At 56.4% G+C, this 22,620-nt stretch carries 22 protein-coding genes; 10 read left to right on the forward strand and 12 right to left on the reverse strand.

Going from position 1 to position 22,620, the window contains the following annotated elements:
• The first annotated feature begins 90 nt into the window (after positions 1-90).
• Entirely contained in the window at positions 91-1,053 is a 963-nt protein-coding gene (locus ABLV11_RS20435; protein WP_023321775.1) for a polysaccharide deacetylase family protein, read from the forward strand.
• A 21-nt stretch (positions 1,054-1,074) separates the two neighbouring features.
• Complete coding sequence (locus tag ABLV11_RS20440; RefSeq protein WP_023321774.1) at positions 1,075-2,157, forward strand: glycosyltransferase family 9 protein; 1,083 nt, start codon at positions 1,075-1,077, stop codon at positions 2,155-2,157.
• A gap of 25 nt (positions 2,158-2,182) precedes the next feature.
• On the opposite strand, the gene ABLV11_RS20445 is transcribed toward ABLV11_RS20440, so the two are convergent.
• The 5 genes from ABLV11_RS20445 to rfaD all read right to left on the reverse strand — a co-directional run bounded on the left by ABLV11_RS20445 (position 2,183) and on the right by rfaD (position 7,329).
• The gene (locus tag ABLV11_RS20445; protein ID WP_023321773.1) at positions 2,183-3,349 is read right to left on the reverse strand and encodes an O-antigen ligase family protein; all 1,167 of its coding nucleotides are present in this window, start codon (positions 3,347-3,349) and stop codon (positions 2,183-2,185) included.
• Positions 3,327-4,235, reverse strand: a complete 909-nt coding sequence (locus ABLV11_RS20450; protein WP_004106872.1) for a hypothetical protein — start codon at positions 4,233-4,235, stop codon at positions 3,327-3,329. The genes ABLV11_RS20445 and ABLV11_RS20450 overlap by 23 nt, the downstream gene beginning before the upstream one ends.
• On the reverse strand, positions 4,235-5,206 hold the full coding sequence (rfaC, locus tag ABLV11_RS20455; protein ID WP_070556415.1) for a lipopolysaccharide heptosyltransferase RfaC: 972 nt from the start codon (positions 5,204-5,206) through the stop codon (positions 4,235-4,237). The genes ABLV11_RS20450 and rfaC overlap by 1 nt, the downstream gene beginning before the upstream one ends.
• A gap of 3 nt (positions 5,207-5,209) precedes the next feature.
• Complete coding sequence (rfaF, locus tag ABLV11_RS20460; RefSeq protein WP_126488032.1) at positions 5,210-6,268, reverse strand: ADP-heptose--LPS heptosyltransferase RfaF; 1,059 nt, start codon at positions 6,266-6,268, stop codon at positions 5,210-5,212.
• A 116-nt stretch (positions 6,269-6,384) separates the two neighbouring features.
• A complete protein-coding gene (gene rfaD / locus ABLV11_RS20465; protein ID WP_023321771.1) occupies positions 6,385-7,329 on the reverse strand; it encodes an ADP-glyceromanno-heptose 6-epimerase in 945 nt (314 codons plus the stop codon).
• 214 nt (positions 7,330-7,543) lie between these two features.
• On the opposite strand from rfaD, the gene kbl reads away from it, so the two are divergent.
• The 3 genes from kbl (at position 7,544) to ABLV11_RS20480 (ending at position 10,732) form a co-directional block, all read left to right on the forward strand.
• Complete coding sequence (gene kbl / locus ABLV11_RS20470; protein ID WP_004116405.1) at positions 7,544-8,737, forward strand: glycine C-acetyltransferase; 1,194 nt, start codon at positions 7,544-7,546, stop codon at positions 8,735-8,737.
• Positions 8,738-8,746: 9 nt separating this feature from the next.
• Complete coding sequence (tdh, locus tag ABLV11_RS20475) at positions 8,747-9,772, forward strand: L-threonine 3-dehydrogenase (protein WP_004106864.1); 1,026 nt, start codon at positions 8,747-8,749, stop codon at positions 9,770-9,772.
• A 162-nt stretch (positions 9,773-9,934) separates the two neighbouring features.
• Complete coding sequence (locus ABLV11_RS20480; RefSeq protein WP_004106861.1) at positions 9,935-10,732, forward strand: glycosyltransferase family 2 protein; 798 nt, start codon at positions 9,935-9,937, stop codon at positions 10,730-10,732.
• Here ABLV11_RS20480 and ABLV11_RS20485 read toward each other — a convergent pair.
• The 3 genes from ABLV11_RS20485 to gpmM are packed head-to-tail and all read right to left on the reverse strand — an operon-like array spanning position 10,729 to position 14,493.
• A complete protein-coding gene (locus ABLV11_RS20485) occupies positions 10,729-11,664 on the reverse strand; it encodes a divergent polysaccharide deacetylase family protein (protein WP_032726811.1) in 936 nt (311 codons plus the stop codon). The two genes, ABLV11_RS20480 and ABLV11_RS20485, sit on opposite strands and share 4 nt — an antisense overlap.
• A 3-nt stretch (positions 11,665-11,667) precedes the next feature.
• On the reverse strand, positions 11,668-12,939 hold the full coding sequence (gene envC / locus ABLV11_RS20490; RefSeq protein ID WP_126488033.1) for a murein hydrolase activator EnvC: 1,272 nt from the start codon (positions 12,937-12,939) through the stop codon (positions 11,668-11,670).
• A gap of 9 nt (positions 12,940-12,948) precedes the next feature.
• Positions 12,949-14,493 carry a 2,3-bisphosphoglycerate-independent phosphoglycerate mutase gene (gpmM, locus tag ABLV11_RS20495; protein ID WP_017145241.1) on the reverse strand — a complete coding sequence of 515 codons (1,545 nt, stop codon included), beginning with the start codon at positions 14,491-14,493 and terminating at the stop codon, positions 12,949-12,951.
• A 245-nt stretch (positions 14,494-14,738) separates the two neighbouring features.
• On the opposite strand from gpmM, the gene ABLV11_RS20500 reads away from it, so the two are divergent.
• The 5 genes from ABLV11_RS20500 (at position 14,739) to cysE (ending at position 17,979) form a co-directional block, all read left to right on the forward strand.
• Positions 14,739-15,170 (forward strand): rhodanese-like domain-containing protein, encoded by a 432-nt coding sequence (locus ABLV11_RS20500; RefSeq protein ID WP_004106853.1) that lies wholly within the window; start codon positions 14,739-14,741, stop codon positions 15,168-15,170.
• Positions 15,171-15,281: 111 nt separating this feature from the next.
• Positions 15,282-15,533 carry a glutaredoxin 3 gene (grxC, locus tag ABLV11_RS20505; RefSeq protein ID WP_126488035.1) on the forward strand — a complete coding sequence of 84 codons (252 nt, stop codon included), beginning with the start codon at positions 15,282-15,284 and terminating at the stop codon, positions 15,531-15,533.
• Between the two features lie 60 nt (positions 15,534-15,593).
• Positions 15,594-16,061, forward strand: a complete 468-nt coding sequence (gene secB / locus ABLV11_RS20510; RefSeq protein WP_004106849.1) for a protein-export chaperone SecB — start codon at positions 15,594-15,596, stop codon at positions 16,059-16,061.
• Positions 16,061-17,077: an NAD(P)H-dependent glycerol-3-phosphate dehydrogenase gene (gpsA, locus tag ABLV11_RS20515; protein ID WP_004106848.1), complete on the forward strand. Its 1,017-nt coding sequence runs from the start codon at positions 16,061-16,063 to the stop codon at positions 17,075-17,077. The genes secB and gpsA overlap by 1 nt, the downstream gene beginning before the upstream one ends.
• Before the next feature lie 80 nt (positions 17,078-17,157).
• Positions 17,158-17,979 (forward strand): serine O-acetyltransferase, encoded by an 822-nt coding sequence (cysE, locus tag ABLV11_RS20520; protein WP_004106845.1) that lies wholly within the window; start codon positions 17,158-17,160, stop codon positions 17,977-17,979.
• Positions 17,980-18,083: 104 nt separating this feature from the next.
• On the opposite strand, the gene trmL is transcribed toward cysE, so the two are convergent.
• The 4 genes from trmL to lldP all read right to left on the reverse strand — a co-directional run bounded on the left by trmL (position 18,084) and on the right by lldP (position 22,332).
• Positions 18,084-18,557 (reverse strand): tRNA (uridine(34)/cytosine(34)/5-carboxymethylaminomethyluridine(34)-2'-O)-methyltransferase TrmL, encoded by a 474-nt coding sequence (trmL, locus tag ABLV11_RS20525; RefSeq protein WP_004106843.1) that lies wholly within the window; start codon positions 18,555-18,557, stop codon positions 18,084-18,086.
• Positions 18,558-18,683: 126 nt separating this feature from the next.
• The gene (gene lldD, locus ABLV11_RS20530; protein WP_049127866.1) at positions 18,684-19,907 is read right to left on the reverse strand and encodes an FMN-dependent L-lactate dehydrogenase LldD; all 1,224 of its coding nucleotides are present in this window, start codon (positions 19,905-19,907) and stop codon (positions 18,684-18,686) included.
• Positions 19,907-20,680, reverse strand: coding sequence for a transcriptional regulator LldR (gene lldR, locus ABLV11_RS20535; RefSeq protein WP_004106838.1), 774 nt, complete (start codon positions 20,678-20,680; stop codon positions 19,907-19,909). The genes lldD and lldR overlap by 1 nt, the downstream gene beginning before the upstream one ends.
• A complete protein-coding gene (gene lldP / locus ABLV11_RS20540) occupies positions 20,677-22,332 on the reverse strand; it encodes an L-lactate permease (RefSeq protein WP_004106831.1) in 1,656 nt (551 codons plus the stop codon). The genes lldR and lldP overlap by 4 nt, the downstream gene beginning before the upstream one ends.
• Positions 22,333-22,620: the final 288 nt, after the last annotated feature.

Raw genomic sequence — 22,620 nt, forward strand, 5'->3', positions numbered from 1 at the left:
CAGGGCTCCGATTCTAGGGGATCAGATAGATTGAGAGAAGCCTTGTCTTGCTCTACCATGACCCGATACGTATGGCCTGAGGACGTTTTCGTGCACAAACCCGCATTTCTCATCACGATTGATACAGAGGGCGATAACCTCTGGCAAAAACATGACAGCATCACCACCGAGAATGCGCGCTATTTACCGCGTTTTCAGCAGCTTTGCGAAAAGTATGGCTTCAAACCGGTTTATTTGACCAACTATGAAATGGCCATCGACCCGGTTTATATCGAATTCGCCAAAGATGTGATTGCCCGGGGGACGGCGGAAATCGGCATGCATCTGCATGCCTGGAACAGCCCACCGACCGACCCGCTTACCGATGACGACTGGCGGCATAAACCGTATCTGATCGAGTACAGCGATGCGGCGATGCGTGCCAAAGTCGACTATATGACCCGTCTGCTGGAGGATACCTTCCAGACTAAAATGGTCAGCCATCGCGCCGGACGCTGGGCGTTTGACGAGCGCTACGCGCGTCTGCTGGTGGAGTATGGCTATCTGGTCGATTGCTCGGTTACTCCCAGGGTGAACTGGAAAACGGCGAAAGGCGCGCCGCAGGGCGACGGCGGTACCGATTATCGTCACTTCCCGCAGCACGCCTACTTTCTCGACGAGAACGATATTCGTCGTGAAGGCCAGTCGTCGCTGCTGGAAGTGCCAATGAGCATTCAGTACAAGCATTCTGCGTGGATGAATAGCCTGAAGCAGGGTTACGATCGCCTGCGCGGCAAAGTCCGCTCGCCGTCGGTACACTGGCTGCGTCCGATGGGCGGCAACGTGGAGACGATGAAAAAAGTGGTCGAACAAACGTTGACTCAGGGTAATGACTACGTCGAATATATGCTCCACTCTTCTGAGTATATGCCTGGCGGCAGCCCGACGTTTAAAAACGAGCAGGATATTGAGCGCTTATATGCCGATCTGGACGCTTTTTTCAGCTGGCTGGCACCGCAGGTGAAGGGAATGACGTTGGCGGAATATTACCAACAGAAACGCGCACAGCGATAAAAGATCACAACCAGGTACCGTATGCGTATCGTGAAGCAGTTCACGCGGAAGAAAAATGCCTTCTTCCGCGAAATTAAATTTAATTTGATTAACTATCGTTACAGAAATAAAAGCGCACGCCAGCCTTTTAATCCCGCGAAGATTCAGCATGTTTTATTATTGCGCCTGGATGACAAAGTCGGGGATATGGTCGTGACGACCGGCTGCGCAAAGCTTTTGGCCGACCGGGGCTATAAGGTGTCTGTTCTTACCGGGCCTGTCTGTAAACAGATGCTTGCCGGTGCGGATTTTCTTGAGCAGGTCTATTTATATCAGCCGCGGATGCCCTTAAATGCGCTGCGTGCGGTGGGATTTGACGCGGTCGTTGATTTTGATGATGTTAAAACCTACGAACGTTTTAAACTGCTCTCTGATTTGCGGCCTGGCTGCGTTATTGGTTTTAATAAACAAGAATATAAGCTTTACGATCACTCCATCCCTTTTTTTGACAGCGCCAGGCATATTTCCGCCCGCTACAAAGAAGTGGCCAGGCTATTTGGTATAGAACACGATCGTTACCACTATCATCTGCCCGGCGATCTTCACGAACGGGAAAGGGTTAAGCTTTTACTTAATCAGGAAAAAGCGCGCGCGCTCTGTATTGCGATCAACCCGTTTACCGCTTCAACGGATAAAGACTTTTGTCATCACCAGGTGGCGACTCTGATTGACCGCCTGCATACGCTTCCGTATGCCGTGAGCGTCGTCATGGTTGGGCATAGCGAAAAAATTCGCCAGCTAAATCTGGATAAAGCGCTATATCTGCCTGATAGCAATATTAATTCAGCGGTAGAGATCGTTCGCCAGTGCGATCTGGTGATTACGGCGGATACCGCCATCGTGCATATTGCCCGCGCGTTCGACAAGCCCATGGTGGCGGTTTACAACAAACGTAAGCTCAAAGATACCGGTTTGCCGGGCTATACTATTTGGGCGCCGGGTTATGACAAGGCCAGACAGATTGTCTGTGAAGAGACCCACGTCGCCGACATGACGATTGACGCCGTCTGGCCGGTGATTAAAGCGCAGGCGGACGACCTGGTTGCCTCTCGCGAGCAGACATAAAAAAGGCCCGTAACGGGCCCTTTGCTTAGCGTTTCGCCTTCAGGCTGCCGCTCAGCGCAATACCCAGCGGTAGCCAAAACAGCGGCCAGGTTTCGCGAGGATTGCTGATGATAAACATGCCCTGCGAAGCCATAAAAATCAGCGCATAGATAAAAATCGCCAGTCCGTAGCGGCCATCCTGCTGTTTGCGCCATGCCTGCCATAGCCCTCCGGCAATCACCGCCAACAGCAGCGCCAGACCAATGATGCCGCCTTTCAGCAGGGCGCCAAGATAGACGCTGTGGGTGGTGGTGATATGTTCGCCGCTGTAGTTGGTAAAGTTCAGCTCGTAGTCAAAACCTCGCCCCAGCCACGGCTGGCTGGCCACTTCCTCGATCGTATGATGCCAGATGCTGATGCGCAAACCGCTTTGCGTCCCCAGCTCCTCAAAGCGCGCCAGTAGCAGGTCTCCGGTGGGGGTGAAGAAGAAAAGCAGTCCCAGAATCATCGCTAACGCGGCGACAATCAAGATATTACGGCGGGTAAAGACGTGCAGATGCAGGGTGCAAACAAACGCCACCAGTAGGGCGATAATCGGGCCGCGGCTTTGGGTCAGAAATAGCATCACCAGCATGATAGCCATCGGCACATACAGAAGGTGGCTGCCTTTTTCTTTCAGCAGCATGGCGCAAATAAGAACCCCAATACCGCAATAACCCGCCAGGTCGATAACGTTGGTCGGGCCGGGATTATCCGGCGACACCAGGCGCTCCTTGAGGACCAGGGTGAAGTCGATAACCATCGTCCAGATAGACAGCACCGTGATCCCGGCCACGATGCTCAGCAGCGTCAGATGCCGGGTGCGAGAATGACCAAGTAGCGTTGTCAGCAGCAGAAGATAGAAAATGGTATAGGTGCCGTGGGTCAGAGGGGAATCGATATGCTGCGGCGTCTGGCCCCAAATATTGCTCAGCGCATAGTACACGCAGAATACGACCAGCAGACCATAGACCGGCCACTGCTGGCGCAGGTTCTCCGCTAATGCCCGGCGGTTGTCTGTGTTCAGCTGTGAAAGCAAAAACAGCAAAATGGATAAATGAAGAAGGTTATTTGCGCGAGTTGATACGCAAAAAATAGCACTAAAAAACAGAAACAAAGGAAAGAAAATGGTGTAACCCTGTCTGGCATAACTACTGATTTTTAAAGTACTCATCAAATGAAACCTTTTCGAAAATCGTTTCCGGAACCGCGCTTTCTAAGGAGAAGTTAACGACCCGAATATGGTTTTGTTGCAGCACGTTGGCAGCGTGCGAAAAGGACGGCATGACCAGGTCATCCACCTTATTTGCCAGCCAGGAGGGGAGTTTATCCTGTTCCGTTTCGTAGAATCGCGGCTGGTTGAAATTGCTCATATCCAGCCCGCTTATCAGAATAGTTTTAAATCCCAGCCACATCAGAATTTGCAGAGCCCAGTAGACCACGGTACCGGCATCAAAAATGCCATGGCGGATGTCGGTGCTAAAGCAAATATCCTGCCTTTGCGGATGAAAGCGTAGCGCAGTGACGCCGCGCCAGACCTGCTGTATCGCGCTTCTCGGGACTTTAGGCTGGTAAATTTTATAACAGGCGTCTTCAATTAATGCCAAACGACAGCGAAGCGCTGAGCCGTGGCGGTCGAGGATTTTGGCAATGCCATGCATGGTGGTGAAGAGTACGATATCCGGTTGGCTAATCACCGCACGAATAATGTCCGGTTTTTTATCGTAAAACTCCATGTCCACAATGGTATAGAGCGAAAATTTAATTTTATCAGAGAGATGCCACGCGCCATTCACCCCCATCACCGGGATGCTTTTCGGCAGCCGCGTAAAATCGATACTGCGCGTAGAGGGACCGGTTGCCGTCAGCAGCACTTCGCCCTGAGCGCTATCTTTTAGTTCGCTGAGGTTGACCAACGGGACCGCTTTCCCTTTGTATTTCAGGGTGCGGATTTCACCGCTTGCCGCGCGGGTGATATGGGTAAACGGCCAAAGATTTTCGTTATGACGAAAGGCTCGTCGATGCGTGTAGCGATAGATCTGCTTAAATAATGAACCCATTAAGCCAGTTCCTGAGATTTCAACAGTTGCAGAATCCGGGAGGCGGCAATATCCCCCGTGCTGTTGCCGCCTTCCGGGCGCACGACATACTGGTTTTTACCGTAACCGCCAATCAGCCCCGGATCGGTCGGGCCGTACAGCGTGAAGTTCGGTTTATCGAGCGCGGCGGTGAGATGGCTCAGTCCGGTATCGACGGAAACCACTCCGCGCGCGCCTGCCAGCACCTGGGCCACCTGCTCCAGGCTCATACGCGGCAGGACGTCGACAAAATCGTGCCCATCCGCCAGGCGTCTGGCCCGCGCTTCTTCATGGGGGGCGCCCCACGGCAGTTTGATACGCACGCCGCTGTCGGCAAGCAGAGCGATCAGCGCTCGCCAGTTCTCTTCCGGCCAGTGTTTATCATCCCGCGTTGTGGCGTGGAGAAATACCAGATAGGGCACAGCGGAGGCGTCGGCCTGGCGCAAAAAATGGCGAGCGATAGCGTAGTCGCCCTGGGTTTCCGGCTTCGCGTAGCCAAGGCTTTTAGCGAACAGCTCGCGGGTGCGCTCAACGGCGTGCTGCTGTTTGGCGATATGGTGGCGACGGTTATAGAACAGGCTCGCCAGCGGTTCGCGAGCGGTCTGCCAGTCCATACCGTGCTTAACGCCGCGGGCCAGTCGGGTGACCAGCGCGGCGCTCTTCACCAGCCCCTGGGCATCAATGATGGCGTGGTATTTTTCCGCCTGTACGGCGTCGCGAAATGCCTTGCGTTCGGCTTTAACGGGCGCGGAAAACCACGCTTTGCGCCAGCGACGAATCGCCACCGGAATGACCCTGTCGACGGTCTCATGCCAGGAGGGGATCTGTGCGAAGCCCTCTTCAACCACCCAATCGAAACGAATGCCGGGAAAGGCCAGCGCGGCGTCGCTCAGCGCGGGCAGCGTATGCAGCACGTCGCCCATGGACGAGGTTTTTACGATCAATACCCGCATCCGTCAGGCTTCCTCTTGTTCCGTTTTTTCCAGCAGCAGGTCGTTTAATTCTTCCAGTACGCGCTGCGGCGTAATGTCGATCAAACTCTGATGATAGCCTTCGGCGGTGTCGCCTTTACGCACTTTGTGGTAGCCGCTGATCAGGCGGATAACGCGCGCTTTGTGCGACAGCGGAGGGGTGAAGTCCGGGCTACTTGGCCCATAGAGCGCCACCAGCGGACGATCCAGCGCCGCGGCAACGTGCATCAGGCCGGAATCGTTGCTAACCACCGCTTTACAGGCGGCGATCAGAACGACGGCCTGCTCAAGCTGAGTTTCCCCGGCCAGGTTGCGGCACCATGCCTGCTGCTCGGTCGTGAGCGCGGCAAGGATTTCATTACCCGCTTCATGATCTTTTGCGGAACCAAACAGCACGATTTGAAAGCCTTCATCGATCAGCTGTTTCGCCAGCTCGGCGTAGTGATAGTGTGGCCAGCGTTTTGCCGGGCCGAACTCTGCGCCTGGGCAGAAGCCGATTATCGGGCGCTCGGCTGAAATATTAAATGCGCTACAGGCCTGCGATTTTTCGCCTTCATGCACCTGCAGCTGCGGCCAGAGCAGCGGCTGCGGCAGATCTTTCGCGCAGCGCATCACGCCTTTATCGTATGCGAGACCGACGTAGCGTTCGACCATCAGCGGCCAGGCCGCTTTATCCAGCTTACGGGCATCGTTCAGCAGGCCGTAGCGCATCTCGCCGAGCCAGCCGGTGCGATGCGGGATACCGGCGAAAAACGGCACCAGCGCCGATTTAAACGAGTTCGGCAGCACGTAAGCGCGATCGTAGCGACGCTCGCGCAGGCTGTGCCCAAGCTTGCGCCGTTCGCCGATTTCCAGCGCGCCGTGGCCGAGCGGCATCGGGATCGCTTCGTTGACTTCCGGCATGCGCGATAGCAGCGGACGGCACCATGCTGGCGCCATCACGTCGATTATCGCCTGGGGATAGCGCGCCCTGAGCGTACGATAGAGACTTTGCGACATCATCATGTCGCCCACCCATGACGGGCCCACCACCAGTATCTTCATTCATTTCATCCTTCAAGCTGTCTCTGCGTTGGCTGCCTTCGTTCACTTCAGTCACATCGTTATCCTATGTTCCTGAAGATTCGCTCAGTTGCTGCCTTAATACCGCCCGAATGATTTTATGAATTCGCATGATTGTCGCGATTGAGCCAGGCCATATATTCCGTTACGCCTTCGGCGACGGTCTTGAACGGTTTATCATAGCCCGCTGCGCGCAGGTTAGTGAGATCCGCCTGGGTAAACGCCTGATAGCGGCCTTTCAGCTTGTCCGGGAACGGAATGTATTCGATGCTGCCTTTCTTATGATAAGCCAGCGTTGCGTCTGCAACGGCCTGGAAAGACTCCGCGCGGCCGGTGCCGAGGTTAAAGATGCCGGAAACGCCGTTTTCCCAGAACCACAGGTTTACCGCCGCGACGTCGCCGACGTAGACGAAGTCGCGCTTGAAGCTATCGCTGCCTTCGAACAGTTTCGGACTTTCGCCATTATTCAGCTGAGTGTTCAGGTGGAACGCGACGCTGGCCATGCTGCCTTTATGACCTTCGCGCGGCCCGTAGACGTTGAAATAGCGGAAGCCGACGATCTGCGAATTTGCTTCCGGCAGGATCTGACGGACGTATTCATCAAACAGAAACTTGGAGTAGCCGTAAACGTTGAGCGGCTGTTCGTATTCGCGGGATTCAATAAAGTCGCTGGTGCGGCCGCCGTAGGTCGCGGCGGAAGAGGCGTACAGGAACGGGATTTCACGCTCCAGGCAGTAGTGCAGTACCTCTTTGGAATACTGATAGTTGTTATCCATCATGTACTTGCCGTCCCACTCTGTAGTGGACGAGCAGGCGCCTTCATGGAAAATGGCGTCGATATCGCCGAACTCCTCGCCCGCCATAATTTGGATCAGGAAGTCTTCTTTATCCATGTAATCGGCAATGTTCAAATCCACCAGGTTGATGAATTTAGTGCCGTCTTTCAGATTATCTACGACCAGAATGTCGGTAATGCCTTTGTCATTCAGCGCCTTAACGATATTGCTGCCGATAAAGCCTGCGCCGCCGGTAACGATGATCATAACTGTAACCTTTGAAGTGGGTAGTCCAGAGACAATCCGGACATGAATACTCCTATCATATCACCACATCGGAAAGGCTTCAGCCATTCGCCGATAAGGTGAAGAGGGTCTCGTGATTTATGCTGCAAATAATTCATGCAGTAATGCATCATCTCGTATCAGCGTATAGCTTTAGGTAATATGTGCCAAATTTTGCCGAATCTGGAGAGTTGCAATGCGTGGTGATTTCTACAAACAGTTAACCAATGACCTCGATACCGCGCGCGCGGAAGGGTTGTTTAAAGAAGAGCGTATTATTACTTCGGCGCAGCAGGCGGATATCACCGTCGGCGGTAGCCAGGTCATTAACTTCTGCGCCAATAACTATCTGGGTCTCGCGAACCATCCGGATCTCATTGCCGCCGCGAAAAGCGGTATGGATAGCCACGGTTTTGGTATGGCCTCCGTGCGCTTTATCTGCGGCACTCAGGATAGCCACAAAGCGCTTGAGAAGAAGCTGGCGGATTTTTTAGGCATGGAAGATGCGATTCTGTACTCCTCCTGCTTCGACGCCAACGGCGGACTGTTTGAAACTCTGCTCGGCGCAGAGGATGCGATTATCTCCGATGCCCTGAACCACGCGTCGATCATCGACGGCGTGCGCCTGTGTAAAGCGAAGCGCTTCCGCTATGCCAACAACGACATGCAGGAGCTGGAAGCCCGTCTGAAAGAGGCGCGTGAAGCCGGCGCGCGTCATGTGCTGATCGCCACCGACGGCGTGTTTTCGATGGACGGCGTGATAGCCAACCTGAAAGGCGTTTGCGACCTCGCGGATAAATACGATGCGCTGGTGATGGTCGATGATTCTCATGCTGTGGGTTTCGTAGGGGAAAACGGCCGCGGTTCCCATGAGTACTGCGACGTGATGGGCCGCGTTGACATTATCACCGGTACGCTGGGTAAAGCGCTGGGCGGCGCGTCCGGCGGCTATACTGCCGCGCGCAAAGAAGTCGTCGAGTGGCTGCGCCAGCGCTCGCGTCCGTATTTGTTCTCCAACTCGCTGGCTCCGGCGATTGTCGCCGCTTCGATCAAAGTGCTGGAGATGGTGGAAGCCGGCAGCGAACTGCGCGACCGCCTGTGGTCGAACGCGCGCCTGTTCCGCGAAAAAATGACTGCGGCAGGGTTTACCCTCGCGGGCGCCGACCACGCCATTATCCCGGTAATGCTCGGTGAAGCCACCGTGGCGCAGCAGTTCGCGCGCGAGCTGCAAAAAGAAGGTATCTACGTCACCGGATTCTTCTATCCGGTGGTTCCAAAAGGCCAGGCGCGTATACGTACCCAGATGTCTGCGGCGCATACCCCTGAACAAATTGAACGTGCGGTGGAAGCCTTTACCCGCATCGGTAAACAACTGGGCGTCATTGCCTGAGGGTGTGAGATGAAAGCGTTATCCAAACTGAAGGCGGAAGAAGGCATCTGGATGACCGACGTACCGGAACCGGAAGTCGGCCACAACGATCTGCTGATTAAAATTCGCAAGACCGCGATTTGCGGTACCGACGTACATATCTATAACTGGGACGAATGGTCGCAAAAGACCATTCCGGTACCGATGGTTGTGGGCCATGAATACGTTGGCGAAGTGGTGGGTATCGGTCAGGAAGTTCGCGGCTTTAAGCTGGGCGACCGCGTTTCCGGCGAGGGGCATATCACCTGCGGCCACTGCCGTAACTGCCGCGCCGGCCGTACGCATCTGTGCCGCAATACGACGGGCGTCGGCGTGAACCGTCCGGGCTGTTTTGCCGAATATCTGGTGATCCCGGCGTTTAACGCTTTTAAAATTCCGGACAATATCTCCGACGATCTGGCATCGATTTTTGACCCGTTTGGCAACGCTGTACATACCGCGCTTTCATTCGACCTCGTGGGTGAAGACGTACTGGTTTCCGGCGCAGGCCCCATCGGCGTGATGGCGGCCGCGGTGGCGAAACACGTTGGTGCGCGCAACGTCGTGATTACCGACGTTAACGAATATCGCCTGGAACTGGCGCGCAAAATGGGCGTCACCCGGGCGGTGAATGTGGCGAAAGAGAACCTTAGCGATGTGATGGCCGAGCTGGGCATGACGGAAGGCTTCGATGTGGGCCTCGAGATGTCCGGTGCGCCGCCGGCGTTCCGCACCATGCTCGATACCATGAACCATGGCGGGCGCATCGCCATGCTGGGTATTCCGCCGTCGGATATGTCCATCGATTGGACCAAGGTGATCTTCAAGGGGCTGTTTATCAAAGGGATTTATGGTCGCGAAATGTTCGAAACCTGGTACAAGATGGCCGCGCTCATCCAGTCCGGCCTCGATCTGTCGCCGATCATCACCCACCGCTTTGGCATTGATGATTTCCAGCAGGGCTTTGACGCGATGCGCTCCGGCCAGTCTGGCAAAGTTATTCTCAGCTGGGATTAACCTGCTCCGAATTTGAGCTTAAAAAAGCGCCTGCGGGCGCTTTATTTAGAGAGCTGACTTCCACTTTTCTGATTTTTAATCCACTCCGCACTTTTTCTAAATCGCTTTCTCACCTATTCGTTTATACAGTCAGTTTAATCGCAGTTTAACCACACAAATACTATGCTTAAACTCTCTGTATGCTTATTGACCTGTAATTCATCCCGCTTATTACGGGAGGTTTTACCACCTTTGCTTAAGGTGGCCGATGAATTTATCGTCATCGACTCAGGCAGCACGGATGCCACGCTGCAGATTTGCCAACAGTTCGGGCTCACCGTTCACCATCATCCCTATACTTCTCACGGCGCGCAGATGAACTACGCGACCTCTCTGGCCTGCCACGATTGGGTGCTGTGTATGGATAGCGATGAGATTCTTGACGACGAAGTGGTGGCGGCTATTCTGGCGCTGAAGGCGGGGGACGATCCTGACCCGGCCCGCGCCTGGCGACTGCCGCGTTACTGGTTCGTACTGGGCGAGGAGGTTCGCACCATTTATCCGGTATCATCGCCGGATTTCCCGGTTCGTTTGTTTAATCGCTCCGTCGCCAGGTTCAACGATCGGCCTGTAGACGATCAGGTCGTGGGCTTTCAGCACTCCAGCAAGCTACCGGGCTTCGTGCGACATGACACCTTTTACTCCCTGCATGAGGTGTTTAATAAGCTCAATAGCTACACTACGCGGCTGGTTAAATACCAGAAGATCAGGCCATCTCTCGCACGCGGAGCGATCAGCGCGATTGGCGCTTTCTTTAAATGGTATCTGTTCAGCGGGGCCTGGCGAAAGGGTAAGGTGGGCGTGGTCACCGGGCTCTATGCGACCTTTTATAGCTTTCTGAAATACTTTAAAGCCTGGTATGCCCATCAGGATAAGCCGGAATCCGCGGCGGATAAACGCCGGGACTCCAGGACGGTTTAGTTGGTGGGGGTATCCCAGCCCTGCCACTTCAGCTGGTAATACTGCACCAGCGTACTCTTGCTGATGCTTTCGCTCAGAATGGTAAAGAAGCGGCTGGCGTTGATCGGCTCCGGAGGGCGCTTAGATTTGCACTGCTTCACGCCACGGAACGGGTTGCGCGGCGGCTGTTTCGGCGGCGGGGCAGCGTTCGGCGTTGAGGTGTCCACCTGCGGCTCGTTGAGCAGGCTGCTCGGGCGAACCAGGGTGATATCCGGCGGCAGGTTATACACCATCTGCTGCAGCACGCGCACCGTCGTCGGGTGCGGGTGGCCGATAGCAATTGCGGAACCGTTGCGTCGCGCCAAAGCGATGGCGCGGTTGAACTGATAGCGAATATCCGCTTCGTTTTGGGTATCGTCGAGGAAAACCTTACGCTTAATCACCTTAACGCCGGTGCCCTGCGCCGCCCGCATGGCCTGGGTATTGCCGATGGTGACGCTATCCAGAAAGTAGAGATTGTAGCGCTCAAGCGCCTGCATCACTTTCTGCATACCGAAGAGATTCGACGTCATGGCGCTGCCCATATGGTTATTCAGCCCCACGGCGTACGGAACCTTACCGTAGGCTTCGCGGATAATGCGTTCTATCTCGCTGCTGTTCATATCCGGGCGGAGGGTATCTTTTTCCAGCGGCTGTTTACTGATCGGCGCCATCGGCAGGTGAATTAGCACCTCGTGGCCGAGATTATGCGCTTTCGTCGCCATTTCGCGGGCGTGGGGCGCATTAGGAAGTACGGCAACGGAGATCGTCGCTGGCAGCGCCAGCACCTGATTTTCCGTTTGTGGACGATAGCCAAAGTCGTCGATAACAATGGAGAGTTTGCCGGCAAAAACCGGCGACGCCATAACCAGCGTACTGGTTACCGCGAGTGCAATTCTGCGAAATTGAAGCAAAACTTATCTTCCCAACCACGGCTGTGGATTGACCGCCTGACCCTGGCGGCGAATTTCGAAATAGAGCGACGGGCGGCCCTGACCGCCGCTGCTGCCTACGAGAGCGATCGGCTGGCCCGCCCGGACCTGAGTGCCGACGCTGACCAGCGCGCTTTGGTTATAGCCGTAAAGACTCATGTCGCCTTTGCCGTGTTCAACGACCACCACCAGGCCATAGCCCTGCAGCCAGTCGGCAAGAATAACCCGACCATCGGCAACGGCTTTGACCTCGGTGCCTTCAGACGCAGCGATAACCATCCCCTTCCAACGTAGTTCACCTTGCAGCTGTTCGCCATAGCGATGGAGAATTGAGCCGCGAACCGGCCAGAATGCCTGGCCTCGCGGTGAACCAAGCCCGCCGGTGCGGGACATCAGCGAGCGTTCGCTTTCGGTAGGTTTGTAGGTGGTGCCTTTACGTGAGGCTTCCTGCTGGCGATTGCGTACGTCCTGCGCTTCGCGGGCTTCGCGATCCGCTCGCGCTTTGGCCGCCGCCGCCGCCTGGGCGATGCGACCGCGCAGGCGTGATTCGTTAGCCCGCATTTCGCTGAGCTGCTGCTGGCCTTGCTGAATAGAGGATTCAAGGCTGGCGAGGGTTTTTTTACGCTCGTTGCGCGCCTGCTCCAGCTTGCTCTGCTGGGCGCGCTGCTCGTACACCAGGGTTTGCTGCTGGCTCTGTTTCTCTTCCAGCATGGATTTTTGCACCGCCACGTCTTCGCGAGTTTGCTTGAGCTGGGCGATGGTTTCCTGACGCGCCTGGTTCAGATAGCCAAAGTAGGCCTGCAGACGCTGATTACGCTGCCCCTCTTCGCCGCTGAGGATCATCTGGATGCCGGTGTGCGGCCCCTGACGAAACGCGGCATCGAGCTGGGCGGAAAGGTTGCGCTCCTGCGAGGTGCGCTGACGCTCCAGCTTCGCGAGCGCGGCGTTCATTTCGTCGATCTGCTTATTTAGCTGGTTCAGCGTTTCCTGGGTTTCGCGCAGCTTGCGCGCGGCGGCGGAGATGGCCTCCTCCTGCGCTTTAAGCTGGGCAACCAGGGAAGCACGCTGCTGCTGCTGCTGTTTAATCGCCCGCTGTTTAGCGGCGATGTCGGCCTGAATGGATTTAAGCTGGTCGCGATCGTCGGCGTGAGCAGATGCGGCGCACAGCAATACGCCAGCGCTAAGCGCGCTGGCGTAAAGGACGGATCGAACTGCCGTTGCGATCCATGTAGTTGAATAAGTCGCCTTTCCCCTCATGGGGAAGGATTATTCCACGATGAACAGCGGCTTGCCAGTCATCTCTTGCGGGATTTCCATTCCCATCAGCGTCAACATGGTCGGCGCGATGTCGGAAAGTTTGCCGCCGTTGACCGCTTTGACGTTTTTATCGCCAACGTAAATCAGCGGAACCGGCAGGTTGGTGTGCGCGGTGTGCGCCTGGCCAGTGGCCGGATCGCGCATCTGCTCGGCGTTGCCGTGGTCTGCGGTGATCAGCAGCTGTCCGCCAACGGATTCAACGGCTTTGCTCACTTCGTCAATGCAGCGATCCAGCGCTTCTACCGCTTTAACGGCGGCTTCCATCACCCCGGTGTGGCCAACCATATCGCCGTTCGGGTAGTTACAGATGATGGTATCGAACTGACCGCCCTTGATGGCGGCAACCAGTTTTTCGGTCAGCTCAGCGGAGCTCATTTCCGGCTGCAGATCGTAGGTTGCGACCTTCGGTGAATTGATCAGAATGCGCTCTTCGCCTTTGAACGGCTCTTCAACGCCGCCGTTGAAGAAGAAGGTGACGTGAGCGTATTTTTCAGTTTCGGAGATGCGCAGCTGGGTTTTGTCATTTTTCGCCATCCATTCGCCGAAGGTGTTCACCAGAGATGCCGGCGGATAAGCACAGGCGACTTTAATGTCCGCGGCGTACTCGGTCAGCATGACGAAATCGAGGTTAACCACTTTCTTACGGGCAAATCCGTCGAAATCGGCGTTAACGAAGGCGCGGGTGATTTCGCGAGCGCGGTCGGCACGGAAGTTCATGAAAATCAGCGCATCGCCGTCTTCCATGGCCGCATCGGCCTGGCCTTCAGCGCGAATAACGGTTGCTTTCACGAATTCATCGTTTTCATCGCGTGCATAAGCGGCCTGCAGGCCCGCAACGGCGGTATCGGCCTGGAACTCGCCTTTCGCCAGAGTCATCAGATCGTAAGCCTGCTCAACGCGATCCCAACGGTTGTCGCGATCCATGGCGTAGTAGCGGCCAATGATTGAGGCGACGCGGCCCTTGCCGAGTGCGGCAAATTTATCTTCGAATTTCGCCAGCGTCTTTTCAGCGCTGCGCGGCGGGGTATCGCGGCCGTCGAGGAAAGCGTGCAAATAGATTTTATCCGCGCCGCGTTCGGCTGCCAGCTCCACCATCGCCATGATGTGGTCTTCGTGGCTGTGGACGCCGCCCGGAGACATCAGGCCCATAATATGCACGGCTTTGCCAGCGGCAACGGCTTTATCCACCGCGCCGGTCAGTACCGGGTTGGCGAAGAAGGTGCGTTCTTTGATTTCAACGTCCAGGCGGGTCAGGTCCTGATATACGATGCGGCCCGCGCCGAGGTTGACGTGGCCCACTTCGGAGTTACCCATTTGACGATCCGGCAGACCGACTTCCAGGCCTGAAGCATCAATCAGAGTATGCGGACGTTTTGCCCACAGTGCGTCCATAACAGGGGTTTTGGCGCTGTAAATAGCGTTATCCTGCTGGTCTTCACGGTAGCCATAGCCATCCAGAATCACCAGTACCATAGGTTTTTTAGAAACCGACATTGCGACAACCTCATGCTCAAAGACAGAAAATTTGCGTAATTTTACTACAGCTGAATCGATCAAATCACCGTAAAAGATCAAAGAAAGAGGGCGGCCAGAGCGCATCGCCGCGGCGAGAGCGGTTTTTTTTCGTGACGGGCCGCAGAAAATACATTACATCGCGCTCACTGGCTGTATTTGCCGCAATGCACAGGTATACTCCTTCCCTGGTTTTTTTCTCACTTAGTCGGGAGTTGTAACCCCCCATGCAAGAAATTATGCAATTCATCAGCCGTCACCCCGTCCTGAGCATCGCGTGGGTCGCGCTGCTGGCGGCGGTGCTGTTCACCACCTTTAAAGGGCTGATGTCGAAAGTTAAAGTCATCACCCGCGGTGAAGCGACGCGCCTGATCAACAAAGAAGATGCCGTGGTTGTCGACCTGCGTCAGCGTGACGATTTCCGCAAAGGTCATATTGCGGGTTCTATTAACCTGCTGCCGAGCGATATCAAAGCAAATAACGTCGGTGAGTTGGAAAAGCACAAAGCACAACCCATTATAGTAGTAGACGGCTCAGGTATGCAGGCGCAAGAACCCGCCAGCGCGCTGAACAAAGCCGGTTTTGAAAAGGTCTTCGTACTGAAGGAAGGCATCGCAGGCTGGAGCGGCGAGAACCTTCCGCTGGTACGCGGTAAATAATTTACCCTCGTCTTTATGGCGTAGTGCGGTTTCCCCTGTGCCGGCGATTCGCCAGCGGGGGAACATTGCCTGCGGTGTAAAACCCTCGGGGGTAAAAACAGGAGTGAAGTCATGGCCAATATTGATATCTATACCAAAGCGACATGTCCGTTTTGCGTGCGTGCGAAAGCCCTGCTGAACAGCAAGGGCGTCACGTTCAACGAGTTGCCTATCGATGGCGATGCTGCAAAGCGTGAAGAGATGATTAAGCGCAGCGGTAGGACGACGGTTCCGCAGATTTTTATTGATGCGCAGCACATTGGCGGCTGTGACGACTTGTATGCGCTTGATTCACGTGGTGGACTCGATCCCCTCTTGCGCTAATTTTTTGCGCTCATCTCCATTGGACGGGCGTACTTAAGGACAACACGAAAGGGTTTTACTATGTCAGAACAAAACAGCACCGAAATGACTTTCCAGATTCAGCGCATCTATACCAAAGATATTTCTTTTGAAGCGCCGAACGCGCCGCAAGTTTTCCAGAAAGATTGGCAGCCGGAAGTTAAACTTGATCTGGATACAGCTTCCAGCCAGCTGGCTGAAGGCGTGTATGAAGTGGTGCTGCGTGTCACCGTAACCGCCTCGCTGGGCGAAGAAACTGCATTCCTGTGTGAAGTTCAGCAGGGCGGTATTTTCTCCATCGAAGGCATCGACGGTACCCAGATGGCGCACTGCCTCGGCGCATACTGCCCGAACATTCTGTTCCCGTACGCGCGTGAGTGCATCACCAGCCTGGTTTCTCGCGGTACCTTCCCGCAACTGAACCTTGCGCCAGTGAACTTCGATGCGCTGTTTATGAACTATCTGCAGCAGCAGGCTGGCGAAGGTGCTGAACAACATCAGGATGCCTGATGAACGCGCTTAACGCTGCAATGACTGTAATCGGTGCCGGCTCTTACGGCACCGCTCTTGCCATCACCCTGGCAAGAAATGGCCACCACGTTGTGCTGTGGGGCCATGACCCGAAACATATTGCGACGCTGCAGCACGATCGCTGCAACGCCGCATTTCTTCCTGACGTTCCTTTCCCCGACACGCTGCATCTGGAAAGCGATCTGGCGACCGCGCTGGCTGCCAGCCGCGATATTCTGGTAGTCGTGCCGAGCCACGTTTTCGGCGAAGTGCTGCGGCAGATTAAACCGCTGATGCGCTCTGACGCTCGTCTGGTCTGGGCGACAAAAGGTCTGGAAGCGGAAACCGGACGCCTGCTGCAGGACGTGGCCCGTGAAGCCCTGGGCGACGATATTCCGCTGGCGGTAATTTCCGGTCCGACCTTTGCGAAAGAGCTGGCGGCAGGCCTGCCGACGGCGATATCGCTGGCGTCGACGGATCCGCAGTTTGCTGATGATTTGCAACGCTTGCTGCACTGCGGCAAGAGCTTCCGCGTCTATATCAACCCGGATTTTATCGGCGTGCAGCTCGGCGGAGCGGTGAAAAACGTTATCGCTATCGGCGCCGGCATGTCTGACGGCATCGGCTTTGGCGCCAATGCGCGTACCGCGCTGATTACCCGTGGGCTGGTCGAAATGTCTCGCCTCGGGGAGGCCCTTGGCGCCGATCCGGAAACCTTTATGGGTATGGCGGGCTTAGGCGATCTGGTGCTTACCTGCACCGATAACCAGTCGCGTAACCGCCGCTTCGGCATGATGCTCGGCCAGGGTATGGATGTGCAAAGCGCTCAGGAGAAGATTGGCCAGGTGGTTGAAGGCTATCGCAATACCAAAGAGGTTCGCGTTCTGGCGCAGCGTTTAGGCGTCGAAATGCCAATAACCGAGGAAATTTATCAGGTATTGTATTGCGGAAAAATTGCGCGCGAGGCAGCATTGACCTTATTAGGCCGTGCACGCAAGGACGAGCGCAGCAATTAACCGTAATGGAACCTGGATCACCTGAATGACCCGGCCAGCGAAGAACTGGCCGGTCATGATTATATCGTCTGGAGTCAGCAATGCCGTGTGAAGAACTGGATATCGTCTGGAATAACATTAAAGCCGAAGCCCGGGCTTTAGCTGACTGTGAGCCGATGCTCGCCAGTTTTTACCACGCCACGCTACTCAAGCACGAAAATCTCGGCAGCGCCCTGAGCTATATGCTGGCGAACAAGCTGGCTTCTCCGATTATGCCCGCCATCGCGATCCGAGAAGTAGTGGAAGAGGCCTACGCCGCTGACCCGGAAATGATCGCCTCCGCCGCCTGTGATATTCAGGCGGTGCGAACGCGCGACCCGGCGGTGGATAAATACTCGACCCCCCTGCTTTATCTGAAAGGGTTCCACGCGCTGCAGGCCTATCGTATCGGCCACTGGCTATGGAATCAGGGGCGTCGGGCGCTGGCGATCTTCCTGCAAAATCAGGTTTCCGTATCGTTCCAGGTGGATATCCACCCGGCGGCGAAGATTGGCCGCGGGATCATGCTTGACCACGCCACCGGTATTGTCGTCGGCGAAACGGCGGTGATTGAAGACGATGTGTCGATTCTGCAATCCGTGACCCTCGGTGGTACCGGTAAAACCAGCGGCGATCGTCATCCGAAAATTCGTGAAGGGGTGATGATTGGCGCCGGGGCGAAGATTCTCGGCAACATCGAAGTCGGGCGCGGAGCAAAAATCGGCGCGGGTTCGGTGGTGCTGCAGCCGGTGCCGCCGCATACCACCGCCGCAGGCGTACCGGCCCGTATTGTGGGCAAGCCAGAGAGCGATAAGCCCGCAATGGATATGGATCAGCACTTTAATGGCATACACCATACCTTCGAGTACGGTGACGGTATTTGATTGATTTCCCGGAGGCGATGCTGCGCATCTATCCGGGCTACAAAGCCGAGCGCAGTCTGGTAGCCCGGACAGGCGCTACGCGCCGCCTCCGGGAGAAAGCCAGCTCAGCTGCGCAGTACCGCGCCGGGATATCCCAGCTGGCGCCAGGCTTCATAGACCACCACCGACACCGCATTTGACAGGTTCATGCTGCGGCTGTCCGGCATCATCGGAATACGGATTTTTTGTTCTGGCGGCAGGGCATCAAGAATACTGCCCGGCAGTCCGCGAGTTTCCGGGCCAAACATCAGATAATCGCCGTCCTGATAGCTCACCGCGCTGTGCGCCGGCGTGCCTTTGGTGGTCAGGGCGAACAGGCGCTGCGGCTTTGCGCTTTCAACAAACGCGGCGTAATCGCGATGGCGCTGGACGGCGGCGAACTCGTGGTAATCCAGACCGGCGCGGCGCAGGCGCTTATCATCCCAGGCAAACCCCATAGGCTCGATAATATGCAGATTGAAGCCGGTGTTAGCGCACAGGCGGATGATATTCCCGGTATTTGGCGGGATTTCTGGTTCAAATAAGACGATGTTAAGCATGCTGCCCCCTTAATTGCGGGGGGCAGAATAGCAGATATTTGGCTAACCCTCACCCCGACCCTCTCGCGGAAAGGGAGCGGGAGCAAACCGGCGCCAGCCTGTGAGCCGGATGGCCCGACGAGGACGTTAACCCACCTGCCGGACGGTTTCTTCAGGATTAGGGCTAACCGCCGCGTTCGCTGCTTTGATCACATCGAAGGTCCGCAGCGCATCGGCGTTTTGCACCAGGGATTCACGACTGATTTCGCCGATGGTTTTCGTCCCGGTCAGCGTCATCGCCACCTTCATCTCTTTTTCGATCAGGTTCAGCAGATTGGCGACACCCTGCTTGCCGTGCGTGGCCAGCGCATACAGATAAGCGCGGCCCAGCAGCACGCTATCGGCGCCGAGGGCAATCATGCGCACGACATCGAGGCCGTTGCGGATGCCGCTATCGGCGAGAATCGTAATGTCGCCTTTAACCGCATCGGCAATCGCGGGCAGGGCGCGGGCGGAAGAGAGCACTCCATCAAGCTGGCGGCCGCCGTGGTTAGACACCACGATGCCATCAGCGCCGAAGCGCACCGCGTCGCGGGCGTCCTCCGGATCGAGGATCCCCTTGATCACCATCGGGCCATCCCAAAATTCACGGATCCACTCAAGGTCTTTCCAGGAAATCGAGGGATCGAAGTTATTCGCCAGCCAGCCGATGTAATCCTCCAGGCCGGTCGGCTTGCCGAGGTAGGCGGAGATGTTGCCTAAATCATGTGGGCGGCCGTTTAATCCGACGTCCCATGCCCATTGCGGATGGGTCACTGCCTGCCAGTAGCGGCGCATCGCCGCGTTCGGGCCGCTCATCCCGGAGTGAGCATCGCGATAGCGTGCGCCGGGGGTCGGCATATCGACGGTAAAGACCAGCGTTGAACAACCCGCCGCCTTCGCGCGCTCCAGCGCGTTGCGCATAAAGCCGCGGTCGCGCAGAACGTACAGCTGGAACCACATCGGACGTTTAATGGTCGGGGCAACTTCTTCTATCGGGCAGACGGAAACGGTAGAGAGGGTGAAGGGGATGCCTTTCTCATCCGCTGCGCCGGCGGCCTGCACTTCACCACGGCGCGCGTACATCCCGCACAGCCCGACCGGCGCCAGCGCCGTTGGCATCGCCAGCTTCTCATTGAATAAGGTGGTTTCCAGGCTCAGGTCCGACATATTGCGCAGAATGCGCTGGCGCAGGGCCACGTCGGAGAGATCCTCAACGTTGCGGCGCAGGGTGTGCTCGGCGTAAGCGCCGCCGTCGATGTAGTGGAACAGGAACGGTGGCAGGATACGCTGTGCGGCGGCGCGGTAGTCGCTGGCGGCGGAAATAATCATCACAAGTTCTCCCTGGAATTGTCGTTATGGTCACCGGGCAGGCGGGTAATTCGCGCCTGGCGGGCCTGGTCTTCATCAAAACGTTTGATGGTGGCGTGAACGAAGCCCAGATGGGCCATCATCGCCTGTCTGGCACCTTCCGGGTCACCGGCGACAATCGCCTCCATGACCGCCAGGTGCTGTTCGGTGAGGCGAGCGAATACCGGCGGGACGAGATACATCCGCTGGCGGCTCTCCTTGACTGAGGATTGTAATAGGTCAAAAAAACCGCGCATGGTTTGCAGGAGCACCACGTTGTGCGAGGCTTCGGCGATCGCCAGGTGGAAGCGGACATCGGCCTGCGAGGCAAGGTCCGGGTCTTCACTTTGGGTGGCTTCAAAGCAGAGGCGGATTTTCTCTTTTTCGGCATCGGTTGCCCGCATTGCCGCATGCCAGGCGGTGCTGGCTTCAATAGCATGACGGGCTTCGAGGATATCAAAGCTGTAATCGGGGTCGTCGGAGAGCAGCGTCTTCAGCGGTTGAACGATGTTTTGCTCCGACCACGCTTCGTGCTGCCAGCGCACGAAGGTGCCGCCGCCGCGACGGCTGAGCAGCACCCCTTCGTTGACTAACATCGCCAGCGCTTCGCGCAGAGAATTGCGCGATACGCCGAGCTGCGTTGCCAGCTGGCGCTCGGCGGGCAATCGCATGCCCGCCTCCAGCTTTTGTTCTTCAATCAGCGCCCGCACGCGACGGGCGACGTCGTCGGCAAGGCGTTTTGGCATCACTATCACGGGATCATCCAGGTTAAGACATACGCCTGCAGCGTGGTGATGACGCCGACCATACAGGTGAAAATCAGGCTGTGTTTGACGGTAAAGCGGAACAGATCGGACTCCTTACCCACCAGGCCGACCGCCGCACAGGCGATGGCGATCGACTGCGGGGAGATCATTTTCCCGGTCACGCCGCCGGTGGTATTTGCTGCGACCAGCAGGATATCGGAGACGCCAATCTGCTGGGCCGCCGTGGCCTGCAGCGCGGCAAAAAGCGCGTTAGACGAGGTATCTGAACCGGTCAGGAATACCCCCAGCCAACCGAGGAACGGCGAGAAGAAGGTAAATGCATGGCCGGTGTGCGCCAGCGCCAGCGCCAGCGTGGAGGATAGACCGGAATAGTTGGAAATAAAGGCGAACGCCAGCACCATGCCGATGGAGTAAATCGGCAACGCCAGCTCTCTCAGCGTGCTGCCAAAGGTGGAAATCGCATCTTTTGGCTTCATGCGCAGCCAGACGATGGAAAGCAGCGCGGCGAACAGGATCGCGGTGCCGGTGGCGGAGAGCCAGTCAAATTTATAGACCGCGGCATATGGCGTGGCTTCACTAACCACCGGCGGCATGCGCGCTACCATCTTGTCGAGGAACGGCACGGAAATATTAATCACAAAATCGTACATTGCGCCGCCGGGAGCGAAGAGCGCTTTGAACGGCGGCACGCTCCACAGGGTCACGGTGGCGGTCAGAAACAGGAACGGTGTCCAGGCGCGAATCACCTGTCCCGGCGTGTAGTGCGTGCGCGCCAGGTTCATATCGACCTGCGATGCGCCCATATCGCCGAAGCGAAAGATGCGTACCGGCTGCCAGCGTTTGAGGAACAGCGTCAGACAGACCAGCGATACCAGCGAAGAGATAATGTCCGGCAGCTCCGGGCCGAGGAAGTTTGAGCTGAGGTACTGAGCGATAGCAAAGGAGCCGCCGGCAACCATGACCGCAGGCCAGGTCTCTTTAATGCCGCGCCAGCCGTCCATAATCGCCATGATCCAGAACAGCACGATGATGGTCAGGAACGGCAGCTGGCGGCCGACCATCTGGCCAATTTCAAAGCTGTCGAGTCCCGTAACCTGCCCGGCGACCAGAATCGGAATGCCCATCGCGCCAAACGCCACCGGCGCGGTATTAACGATCAGGCACAGGCCCGCCGCATACAGCGGGTTAAAGCCGAGTCCTACCAGCAGCGCTGCGGTGATGGCGACCGGCGCGCCAAAACCGGCGGCCCCTTCAAGGAAGGCGCCGAAGGAGAAACCGACGATCAGCATTTGCAGACGCTGGTCCGGAGTAATCGATAAGATTGATGAGCGGATAATGTCGAACTGCCCGGTTTTCACCGAAATTTTATAGACGAAGACCGCGGCGATAATAATCCACGCGATTGGCCACAGGCCGTAGAAGAACCCGTAGATGACGGAGGCCAGCGCGTGGTCAACCGGCATCTTGTAGAACAGCAGGGCGACGGAGAGCGCAATGACCACGGTCCAGGTCGCAGCGACGTACCCTTTCAGCTTGAGCTTAATCAGGGCAAAAAAGAAAAACAGAATCGGTAGCGATGCGATAAGACTCGATAGCCAGATGTTGCCGGCCGGATCGTAATTTTGTTGCCAGAGGTTCATGCAGGTCTCCATCGGGCCGCCATGATGCCGTGCTGAGTCTTGTGCTCTTAGCAGGTCACATCATTTGTAAAATTGGCCCAGCCAAATTGCGATTGTAGGATTAACGACAAGGAATGGTTAATCAAATGTTATTGTTGGGCAATATGATTGTGACGGAAAATGATGGATATGTGAACCATTAGAGGGTTTAAGAAATAATTGGTAGGGCCAATTGGGGCGGTGAACCCGTAGCCCGGTCAGCGCAGCGCCACCGGGAGGCAGCGGCGCCGTTACACCAGGTTCGGCACA

It is taken from the genome of Klebsiella sp. GW_Kp181, assembly GCF_040062315.1.
Taxonomy (GTDB): domain Bacteria; phylum Pseudomonadota; class Gammaproteobacteria; order Enterobacterales; family Enterobacteriaceae; genus Klebsiella; species Klebsiella oxytoca.

Excerpts from the sequence above, each read along its gene's own strand:
- tdh (WP_004106864.1), top strand. The coding sequence starts at position 8,747 with ATGAAAGCGTTATCCAAACTGAAGGCGGAAGAAGGCATCTGGATGACC.
- cysE (WP_004106845.1), top strand. The coding sequence starts at position 17,158 with ATGCCGTGTGAAGAACTGGATATCGTCTGGAATAACATTAAAGCCGAA.
- ABLV11_RS20445 (WP_023321773.1), bottom strand. The coding sequence starts at position 3,349 with ATGAGTACTTTAAAAATCAGTAGTTATGCCAGACAGGGTTACACCATT.
- lldP (WP_004106831.1), bottom strand. The coding sequence starts at position 22,332 with ATGAACCTCTGGCAACAAAATTACGATCCGGCCGGCAACATCTGGCTA.
- gpsA (WP_004106848.1), top strand. The coding sequence starts at position 16,061 with ATGAACGCGCTTAACGCTGCAATGACTGTAATCGGTGCCGGCTCTTAC.
- ABLV11_RS20500 (WP_004106853.1), top strand. The coding sequence starts at position 14,739 with ATGCAAGAAATTATGCAATTCATCAGCCGTCACCCCGTCCTGAGCATC.
- rfaC (WP_070556415.1), bottom strand. The coding sequence starts at position 5,206 with ATGCGGGTATTGATCGTAAAAACCTCGTCCATGGGCGACGTGCTGCAT.
- rfaF (WP_126488032.1), bottom strand. The coding sequence starts at position 6,268 with ATGAAGATACTGGTGGTGGGCCCGTCATGGGTGGGCGACATGATGATG.
- rfaD (WP_023321771.1), bottom strand. The coding sequence starts at position 7,329 with ATGATCATCGTTACCGGCGGCGCAGGCTTTATCGGCAGCAATATCGTT.
- grxC (WP_126488035.1), top strand. The coding sequence starts at position 15,282 with ATGGCCAATATTGATATCTATACCAAAGCGACATGTCCGTTTTGCGTG.
- ABLV11_RS20440 (WP_023321774.1), top strand. The coding sequence starts at position 1,075 with ATGCGTATCGTGAAGCAGTTCACGCGGAAGAAAAATGCCTTCTTCCGC.
- ABLV11_RS20480 (WP_004106861.1), top strand. The coding sequence starts at position 9,935 with ATGCTTAAACTCTCTGTATGCTTATTGACCTGTAATTCATCCCGCTTA.
- lldD (WP_049127866.1), bottom strand. The coding sequence starts at position 19,907 with ATGATTATTTCCGCCGCCAGCGACTACCGCGCCGCCGCACAGCGTATC.
- kbl (WP_004116405.1), top strand. The coding sequence starts at position 7,544 with ATGCGTGGTGATTTCTACAAACAGTTAACCAATGACCTCGATACCGCG.
- trmL (WP_004106843.1), bottom strand. The coding sequence starts at position 18,557 with ATGCTTAACATCGTCTTATTTGAACCAGAAATCCCGCCAAATACCGGG.
- secB (WP_004106849.1), top strand. The coding sequence starts at position 15,594 with ATGTCAGAACAAAACAGCACCGAAATGACTTTCCAGATTCAGCGCATC.
- envC (WP_126488033.1), bottom strand. The coding sequence starts at position 12,939 with ATGAGGGGAAAGGCGACTTATTCAACTACATGGATCGCAACGGCAGTT.
- ABLV11_RS20450 (WP_004106872.1), bottom strand. The coding sequence starts at position 4,235 with ATGGGTTCATTATTTAAGCAGATCTATCGCTACACGCATCGACGAGCC.
- gpmM (WP_017145241.1), bottom strand. The coding sequence starts at position 14,493 with ATGTCGGTTTCTAAAAAACCTATGGTACTGGTGATTCTGGATGGCTAT.